General features: G+C 61.6%; 8 protein-coding genes and 2 pseudogenes. 3 read left to right on the top strand and 7 right to left on the bottom strand.

Translation table 11 applies throughout. The annotated features are described in order from the left end of the window. Positions 1 to 613: 613 nt before the first annotated feature. From GSQ76_RS18000 to GSQ76_RS17990, 3 genes are read left to right on the top strand one after another with little or no spacing between them, the layout of a single operon-like run. Positions 614 to 1111, top strand: a complete 498-nt coding sequence (locus GSQ76_RS18000; RefSeq protein WP_158745526.1) for a 2Fe-2S iron-sulfur cluster-binding protein — start codon at positions 614 to 616, stop codon at positions 1109 to 1111. Continuing rightward, positions 1108 to 2091 (top strand): xanthine dehydrogenase family protein subunit M, encoded by a 984-nt coding sequence (locus GSQ76_RS17995; protein WP_158745525.1) that lies wholly within the window; start codon positions 1108 to 1110, stop codon positions 2089 to 2091. The genes GSQ76_RS18000 and GSQ76_RS17995 overlap by 4 nt, the downstream gene beginning before the upstream one ends. Positions 2092 to 2093: 2 nt before the next feature. Next, complete coding sequence (locus GSQ76_RS17990; RefSeq protein ID WP_158745524.1) at positions 2094 to 4328, top strand: xanthine dehydrogenase family protein molybdopterin-binding subunit; 2235 nt, start codon at positions 2094 to 2096, stop codon at positions 4326 to 4328. Positions 4329 to 4585: 257 nt separating this feature from the next. Here GSQ76_RS17990 and GSQ76_RS32765 read toward each other — a convergent pair. The 7 genes and pseudogenes from GSQ76_RS32765 to GSQ76_RS17960 form a co-directional block, all read right to left on the bottom strand. Next, positions 4586 to 4717: pseudogene (locus GSQ76_RS32765) on the bottom strand (IS3 family transposase); the annotation flags it as partial. Positions 4718 to 4821: 104 nt separating this feature from the next. Next, a pseudogene (locus GSQ76_RS32760) lies at positions 4822 to 5059 on the bottom strand (transposase); the annotation flags it as partial. A gap of 202 nt (positions 5060 to 5261) precedes the next feature. Then, the gene (locus GSQ76_RS32755; RefSeq protein WP_408836854.1) at positions 5262 to 5534 is read right to left on the bottom strand and encodes a lysozyme inhibitor LprI family protein; all 273 of its coding nucleotides are present in this window, start codon (positions 5532 to 5534) and stop codon (positions 5262 to 5264) included. A 97-nt stretch (positions 5535 to 5631) separates the two neighbouring features. After that, positions 5632 to 6003: a hypothetical protein gene (locus GSQ76_RS17975; RefSeq protein ID WP_158745521.1), complete on the bottom strand. Its 372-nt coding sequence runs from the start codon at positions 6001 to 6003 to the stop codon at positions 5632 to 5634. 25 nt (positions 6004 to 6028) lie between these two features. Beyond that, positions 6029 to 6928 carry a replication protein RepA gene (locus GSQ76_RS17970; RefSeq protein WP_158745520.1) on the bottom strand — a complete coding sequence of 300 codons (900 nt, stop codon included), beginning with the start codon at positions 6926 to 6928 and terminating at the stop codon, positions 6029 to 6031. 411 nt (positions 6929 to 7339) lie between these two features. Beyond that, on the bottom strand, positions 7340 to 7615 hold the full coding sequence (locus tag GSQ76_RS17965) for a ribbon-helix-helix domain-containing protein (RefSeq protein WP_158745519.1): 276 nt from the start codon (positions 7613 to 7615) through the stop codon (positions 7340 to 7342). Positions 7616 to 7651: 36 nt separating this feature from the next. Further along, complete coding sequence (locus GSQ76_RS17960; protein ID WP_158745518.1) at positions 7652 to 8287, bottom strand: ParA family protein; 636 nt, start codon at positions 8285 to 8287, stop codon at positions 7652 to 7654. Positions 8288 to 8963: the final 676 nt, after the last annotated feature.

The raw sequence follows: 8963 nt of genomic DNA, 5'->3' as shown, positions 1-8963 counted from the left end.
GAGCCGGAATCCGTTACGGAGCAGATTTCACACGGTCTGCAAGAATTTCGCACCACTAGCCGCGCAAGGCTTTTTCAGCCAATTGCATGGTGCAGATATCCGGTGCGAATGTCTGCTACTCGCCATCTGCGTCCGAAAAGCAGACTGGCAGCAAACCACCACTTCTCGCCGTTCGGGTCCCACCAGCAGGAACCGCAGTCACACTGAGCGAACAGCGGCTTTCGGGAGCAGCCTGCATCCGGCTTAACGACGTCAACTGGCGCTTAGCCGCCGGACGGCTTGCGGCTGAAGCTGGCTGATAACGGGCAGTCCTATCTGGAGTCATATATCGGGGAAGCAGACGCCGCTCTAGCGCACACGACGCTCAAGGGTTTTCAGGCAGATACACCGAAACTGCGCTTGCGACCCTGAGCGAGCGAGTTTGGGTCCTCTTGTGTTTGGCGAGTCTGGCGTGCGCGCCGGCCGCCCGTCCTGGCAGATTACGTCCGTAAAAATACAACTGGGCGATTGCTGGCGGCGGCGGGCAACTCGGCGGGCGACGAAGCGCTACCCCCGAGGTAGCCCCACATCGCGGTTGCCGGCGCGTGCCGCGTCAGACGTCTTGAGGACATCCATGCAATTTATGATCAATGGTGCGTCGCGCGAAGTCGATATCGACATTCGCACCACCGTGCTGGACCTGCTGCGCGAACATCTTGGCCTGACTGGCAGCAAGAAGGGCTGCGATCACGGGCAATGCGGCGCCTGCACAGTCTTGATCAACGGCCGCCGGGTCAACAGCTGCCTAGCGCTTGCCGTCATGCACCAGACGGACGAGATCACCACGATCGAGGGCCTCGGCGTCGTCGGCGACCTCCACCCGCTGCAGGAGGCCTTCGTCAAGCACGACGGCTACCAGTGCGGCTACTGCACGCCCGGCCAGATCTGCTCGGCGGTTGGCATGCTCGACGAGGTGGCCAAAGGCTGGCCCAGCTACGTCTCCGCGGACCTCGGCCACGCCGAGCTGTCGGAGGCCGAGATCAGCGAGCGAATGAGCGGCAACATCTGCCGCTGCGCCGCCTACCCCAACATCGTCGACGCCATTCGTGAGGTCGCGGGAGCCGACGTATGAGAACCTTCACCTACGACCAAGCCGATAGTCCGGCCGCCGCCGTCAAGAGCGTCGCCCCACCGCGTGCCAAGTTCATCGCCGGTGGCACGAACCTGATCGACCTCATGAAGCTACAAGTCGAAACGCCAGACCGCCTTGTCGATATTAGCCGCCTTGCCCTGACGGATATTGAGGACATGGACAATGGCGGGCTGCGCATTGACGCCCTCGTGCCAAATAGCGATCTGGCCGCCGACCCACGTGTAATCGAGCGCTACGAAGTCCTGAGCCGCGCCTTGCTTGCAGGCGCGTCCGGCCAGCTTCGCAACAAGGCCACCACCGGCGGCAACCTCATGCAGCGCACTCGCTGCTACTATTTCACCAATACCGCCAGCCCCTGCAACAAACGTGAGCCAGGCTCCGGCTGCGGCGCCATTGGCGGGGTCAACCGCATCCTCGCCATCCTCGGAACCAGCGACAAATGCATCGCGACCCACCCGGGCGACATGCCCGTCGCCATGCGCGCGCTCGACGCAACGATCGCCACGCTCAAGGCCGATGGGACGCGCCGCCGGGTCTCGATCCACGACTTCTATAGCTTGCCGGATCAAACGCCGGAGATCGAGACCGTGCTCGAGCATGACGAGCTGATCACGCATGTCGAGCTGCCCCCGCCGCCGAATGGCGCTCGCCAGCAATACCGCAAGGTACGCGACCGCGCTTCCTATGCCTTTGCGCTGGTTTCCGTCGCCGGCGTGGTGACGGTTGAGAACGGCAAGATCACGACCGCCGCCCTGGCCTTCGGTGGCCTTGCGCCCATGCCTTGGCGCAATACAGCCATGGAGCAGGGGCTAATCGGCCAGGCGCCGTCCGACGCGTTGTTCGAGAAAGCTGCGGAACATCTTCTCGCCGAGGCTAGGGGCCAGGGCGCCAACGACTTCAAAATACCGCTGGCCCGCCGCACGCTCATCGCGTGCCTGCGCGACCTGACTGGAGAATAGACATGTTCGGCCTTGGCAAAAGTAACGACGTCACCCTCACAATGGATCGGCCATACGCTGAGAGCCTCCTCGACAAAGGCGTTCAGGACGTCATCGGCAAGCCACTTAGCCGCGTCGACGGGCCCCGGAAGGTCTCCGGCACCGCCACGTACGCAGCGGAATACCAGCTCGCCAACATGGCCTACGGCGTTCTGGTCAGCGCTACGATCGGTAAGGGCAAAGTCGTCTCCATCGACGTGGAAGCCGCCAAAGCGTTCCCGGGCGTGATCGACGTGGTTGTGGATTTCGACACATTCGCTCTCGTCTCCCAGCAGGGCGGCGAGACGGCAGCCCCGGCACAAGGCGTCAAGGGCGTCGAATATTTCGGCCAGATCATCGCGATCGTCGTGGGGGAAACATTTGAGGCCGCCCGCGACGCCGCCGAGCAGATCCCCGTCGTCTACGAGCGTGAAACCGGCGTGTTCGATTTCTCGCTCGAGCACCAACACGAGAAGAAGCTGCCCGACAACAACACCCCCGCCCATTCCAGCCAGGGCGACCTTGACACGGCCATGCGTGAGGCCGCTTTCACCGTGGACGTGATCTACACCACCCCGAGCCAGAACTCGGTGGCGATGGAGCCACATGCCTCCATCGCCACATGGGACGACGGCGCATTGACCGTCTACGGCGCCTACCAGATGCCGACCTCGGACGCGCAGCAGCTCGCCAAGGCGCTCGGCCTCTCCGCCTCCAAGGTGCGGATCATCTCGCGCTTCATTGGTGGCGGCTTCGGCTCCAAACTCGGCATTGCCCCCGAGAGCGTCGCGGCTGCACTGGCGGCCAAAAAGCTAGGCCGCCCCGTAAAAGCCGTCATGTTGCGCCACCAGGTGTTCGAGGCGACCGTGCGCCGCTCCAACACCTCCCAACGCATGCGCTTGGCCGCGAGCGCGAATGGCACCATCACCGGCATCGGCCACGAGACGACCGCCTCCAACCTTGCCGAACAGGATTATTTCGAACCGGCCGGCCTGTCGACCCACTTCCTCTACGCAGGCGAGAACCGGCTGATCACCCATGACCTCGTCCGGGTTAATTGGCTGCTCTCCGGTTCCATGCGGGCCCCGGGCGAAGCCGTCGGCCTCATGGGCCTCGAGGGCGCGATCGACGAGTTGGCCGAGAAGGTCGGGATCGACCCAATCGAACTGCGCCGCCGCAATGAGCCGCCGCGGGACCCGGAGAAGAAGGTTCCCTTCTCATCGCGTCACCTGATCGAGGCCCTCGACACTGGCGCCGAGATGTTCGGCTGGAGCAAGCGACAGAAGCCAGGCCAGCGCCGCGAGGGCGAGTGGCTTCTTGGCATGGGCGTTGCCGCTGCCGCCCGCGCCAACATCCTGATGGAGACGTCAGCCAAGGTCGCCATCGGCAAGGACGGCTCCGTCACGGTTTCCTCGGCCATGACCGACATCGGCACCGGCAGCTACACCATCCTCTCCCAAGTCGCCGCCGAGTTACTCGGCGTGCCCATGGACAGGATCACGATGAAGCTGGGCGACACCAACGATGTCCCAGCCGCCGGCTCCGGCGGGTCCTGGGGCGCCTGCTCCTCCGGTTCGGCGATCTATCTTGCGTGCGAGTCGCTTCGCGGCAAGCTTGCTAACGCGCTCGGCGTTGATGCAGCGGCGCTGACCCTCAAGGACGCCCAGGCCATCGGTGACAACCGGTCGGTCCCAATTGCTGAACTCGTCGGTGAGGGCATGGAGGCCGTTGGTACGATCAAGCCCGGCAAGCAGACGAAGGCGGTCAATCAGGCCACTTACGGAGCCCATTTCGCTGAAGTCGCGGTCAACCTTGTCACGGGCGAGACCCGGGTCCGTCGTATGCTCGGCGTGTTCGCGGCTGGGCGTATCCTCAATGAAAAGACGGCTCGCTCGCAATGCTTGGGCGGTATGGCGTTCGGCATCGGCGCCGCACTCACCGAGGACATGATTCACGACAGTCGCACCGGTCAACTGGTCATCCGCGACCTGGCCGAATACTACGTGCCGGTCAACGCGGACGTGCCGCAACTCCAAGTCGTCTTCCTCTCGGAACGCGACATCCACGCCAACCCAATCCACGCCAAGGGCATTGGCGAAGTCGGCATCTGTGGAGCGGGCGCGGCAATCGCCAACGCAATCTTCAACGCCTCGGGTATTCGCGTACGTGATTTCCCGATCACGCTCGACAAACTGCTGCCACACCTTCCCGCCTTCTAAGGCCAGACTTGAAGTAGCTGGATCAGCTGAGGATGCGAGACAACTTGGTTTCGGGCAGCGTAGAGCCCTGAGGATGTGCTCTCAGTTGACTTCAAGTGACGAGAAGACGGTGCTCGTTGCTAGAAACCGAATGACATCGGACGATTATGTGCGAGGAGGACCCTACCCTGCTCCTTGCATATGACCGTCGCCCGTCAGATGTTATGGAAACAAAGCGCGCCTTTGTTTGACGGGTTCCGCGCTGGACGCCCCTGAGCCCGGTTGAGCAGCGCCGTGATCCGGCGAAAGCCATAGGTTGGTCGCGCGTCGGGGAGCTGCCGGATCGCCGCCGACAACTCGTCGTCGCTCTGGCGCCGATAGCGCCCCCGTGGCTTGGGTTGCCCGCGAGCTGCTCGACGAGGTTGGACCATGCGAGCCTGAGCGTGTCGCCCACGCCTTCACCGGGAAGCGTCCCGAAGCGGCTGCCAGACAAGCTTATTTCCCAAGCGGCGGTCAAAGTTTCTTTGAGGATTTCAACCTCCATCGTCTTACGGCCGAGCAGGCGTCCGAGTTCGCGCACGCACTGCTCCAGCTCGCAGGCACGGCGAGACGCCGCGCAGGCGGGCGACGGCCGAGACTGTCATGCCAGGCTGCATCGTCTCCTCGACCAAGGCGAGCTTCTGCTCGGCACTGTTTCGGCGGCGGGGCTCGCGGCCGGTGATGATCTCGATGCGTGTCGGATCGTTGGGCATAGGCGCATGCCTAGGTCCTCAAGGTTACGCCGGATGTCCGATCGAAGCGATTTCCATGCGGTCATGACGGTTCCTCGGGTTGTTCATACTGTAATAGGTCGAACCCATTACATTTATTTTGACGACGCCCGACACTCCAGATCGCCTTGCGAGCAGCTAGGGGAACTGGTAAAATCATCAATGCGGTTCTGGATAAGTCTATTCACGCAGATCGAATATACCACGGGTAGATAGAGCTATTCTTAGCACTAGACGATAAGAAGGCGAATTCATTGTTCCGGAAAGAGACCCATGCCCGTTGAGAGGCAGTCATGAGCCTGGCGGCGTCACGGGAATTCTCCAGCCTTTTATGGACCTTGGCGTATAAGTTGTTGAGGCGGAAGTCGAGCTGTTGCAAGCTGCGGCCAGCGCAGTCGTTCTGCGCGGCTTGGGGACAGAGCAGTAGTACACTCGATGGCGTGCACTGCCCCCGCAAACACCGTTAGACCGGCGATCAAGATTGCCCGGAAGATCGTCGACTGAACTCTCTGTGTGGGTCGGCTCGGCCTATTGCTACCGCTGCAATGCAGCCCTCAGCCGGATTGAACCATGTCCCCGGATACAGGCGCAGCAGCCATCCTGTAGCGCGCCTCGTTCAGCAACTGGAGCATCACAGCCCGCTCCTCGCCCTGCGTAGCGGTAGCCGGCGTCACCCACCTCTGGTTGCGGACCCTCTCCGAGGCCAGCAGCATCTGGTATAGCTCTGCGGGATTGATCGGTGCCGCCTGGTGGCTGAAGGCCCTGACACGCGAGGGGAGCACACCACACATCTGGGCCACTTTGCCCCAGCGTAGGTCCATAGTCAGATGCGGCCAGTTGGTCTTGCCAATCTCGGACACGAGGAAGCTCATCATCTCGCGGAGATCAACGCCAACGCGCTTCTTTAATCCAGCCAACTTTGCCATCCCCTAGGTGGAACCAGACTCCACACTACAGCTTGGCGATGGCCGGGCGGGATGGCTTCAAAATGACGCCGGCCTCTGTCACCTCAACGCGAGCGTCGGGATATGCCGCCGTCGCCAGCTCCAGGCACTCGATGAAGTGCGCCCGGAATTTCCGCAGGAGCTGGAAACCCGCGCCAAATTGGCCGTGGAGGGACAGCCAGCTCACAGTCGCGTCGTTTGTGAGGCTGTGGAGGCGGTAGGCGAGCCAGATATACACATCGATGACCATAGAGCGCGGTCCGATGGCGCGGAGACCGGCCTCACTCACCGGCACTGGATGCTCCCGCAGTGCTCGATAGAACTCCTTGTTCAGCAGCACGCGGTCGTTCCAGAGGGCAGGCTGATCGGAGTCCAGGCCGGCCATGGTGATGCTGCCGTCCACGAAACCACCGTGTCGCATCACTTCCTTCTCGCCTTTGGTGGCGAAGAACTGCAGGCGGCAGTTGGAGATACGCTTGGCCTGTTCGGACACAGCCTTGTAAGTCTGTCCGCCGATGGAAAGGCCCATTGTCCCGAGCCAAACCCGCATGCTGCGGCCGAGCTCGATCTCGCGAGAGCCCGTCTTCACGGCCTCGCTTTGGAGGAACAACAGGATGAATCGGGCGTAGGAGCCGTAAGGAACGCCGACTGGCACTCCTACACGGTCGCGACCAGACTCGAGCAACAGGGTAATGTTGTGTCCCTCCCGTCGCCAGAACAGCTCCTTGGGGGGCTTATGGGGCAGCGAGGTAAGAGCGAACCCGCTATAGGTAAACCCCATCTTCTCTGCATCTTCGCTGAGGACCTGGTAGGCTGCCTCCACAAGCGCTCGTTCATGCTTGGTGGCAGCCTTTTTCTTCGCTTCGTCAATACCGTCGCGAAGAATCAGCTGGTGAATTTGTGCCATAATGCCTGAGACAGGACCTTGTTTTTAGTATCCCCGTCAACTTGGAGTCTGGTTCCGCAAGCTATTTGAAGGGGTATTAGAGTCTACTATTAGTATGTGGAACCAGACTCCACGGGACGACTCCGTTTTGTGGAACCAGACTCCACAGAAGCGGAACCAGAGTCCAGTGGATAACTTCCTGTCTGTGGATGACTTTCCCCGGGTGTGGAGGCTGGTTCCACTCTGAGCAGTCCGAGTCGCATACGTTTCAACGGCGACCCGACTGTGGAGCCTGGTTCCGCACCCTGCCCGGTCTATCGGCCAAATGTGTGGAGTCTGGTTCTGCTTTAACCCATCGACGGGCGTTCAAACTCCCCCCCGCGCACGCTGACGCCGGCGGGTGTGGAGTCTGGTTCCGCCCCGTGTAAGCACTCAACGTTTGCCGAAAGCGTGCTTGCCATACTTCACCAGTAGATCGTCAACGGCCTCTTGCATGAGGTCCTGGATGGTGCGGTCCTGATCCACACCCAGCCGCTTCAGCTCGCGGACTGCCTCCGGTAAATCATAGAAAATCACGGTCTTGCGGCCTACCCGGCTCGCTTGCTTCTTGGTGTCATTCACCATGCGAACGGCTGGCGGTGCATCGCCGACCGTGGCCGCAGCTGACGTTTCAACGGCCTTGAGCTTACCAAATGCCGATTTCGCCATCACACGCTACCTATACTAACTGCAGGAAAAGATTACTTACTTACGAGCTTTTATAGCAAGCTGCATACATAGCCAGCTCCACAGCTCAGCAATCTCCAAAGCTGCCTTACTAGTCGCGTCCAGTTCCTGAGCCGCCTTCCCTTCCTGCTCGGCATGGTGATAGGCCGCCCGCTCAACCAGCATCATGGGCGCGGCCTGCATCCCCATGGCGGCAACAGCCTCCACACCTTGCTTGTAGAGCTGTGGGGCACGGGATGGCGTGCGGTTGAAGACGACGAAGGCAGGCTTGCCCATCGACTTCAGCAGCCCAGCGGTCACCTTGATGGCATCAAGGTCGAATATCCGCAACTGGCAAGGGACCAGCACCACATCAGCTACCTCCAGCGCGGCCCGCGCCTCGGCCTGCGCCAGTGGCGGGGTGTCTATGACGGCAAGGTCGGCGCCAGCCTTTGCGGCCTTGTCGAGGGTCCGGGCCAGCGTCGCGGCCTTGGCCCCGATCACGTTCGGCGGCTCATCCTGCCGCCAGCCGCCCCACGTCTCGGCGGTGCCCTGGGGGTCGAGATCGATCAACCCGGTGTCGTAACCCGCCAGATGCCCGGCGACGGCCAGGTGCAGCGCGAGGGTGGTTTTCCCTGCGCCCCCTTTTTGACTGATTATCGCCGTAGTTTTCATAACTGCATCACCTGTGATCTCGCAGGGGAGATTATCTGAAGGCTCGCCATCTAGCTAGCGAAGGTTGCGAGTAAGACAGATTACTATAATACAGGAGCGGGAAACAGCACCGGCGGCGGTGCTGCCGGGAACATCGTCTCGCAATTCTAGGCCGCCATGTGGAGCAGCCCACCCGTGTAAACGAGGTCCGCACGCGGTTGGTCGGTCCCTAGGCTCGCACGTTGATCTTTCCCGTGACCACGGCCACACCACAGCGGTAGCCATGTAGCTGTCGCATTAATGGAGTGATGGATAGCCTCGCGGTTCATTGGATGCAGATCGGCGAACTGGTCGGCAGCCAGCCGCAGGCCATCGGCGGTCGGGCGTTCATAGGGATGCCGGCGGGTCCTAACACGTAGATGGCCACGGGTGACGGAGATGGCGATGGCGATGGTCAGGCGTTCGGTAGGACGTAGATCGGGGATCATCCCAGCCTCGAGAGAGCCGCCTCTATCTTGCCCTGGAACTCCCTACCTAGATTGGTAGCATTGCAGATTACTACCTCGTCTGCTTGCTTGAGCAGGTCGCGGTGTCGGTCCCGCTGGAGCACCAAGTCGATGTATTCCAGGTAGGTGTTGGTGAGGGTTTGAGGACCACCGGGATCGGCTTGCTCGGCCTAGGGGCAGAGTGTGTGGCC

Origin of the sequence: Acidisphaera sp. L21 (assembly GCF_009765685.1) — a bacterium.
Classification (GTDB): Bacteria; Pseudomonadota; Alphaproteobacteria; order Acetobacterales; family Acetobacteraceae; genus LMUY01.
Note: the sequence above shows the minus strand (reverse complement) of the source record. Positions and strands in the feature narration are given on the sequence as shown.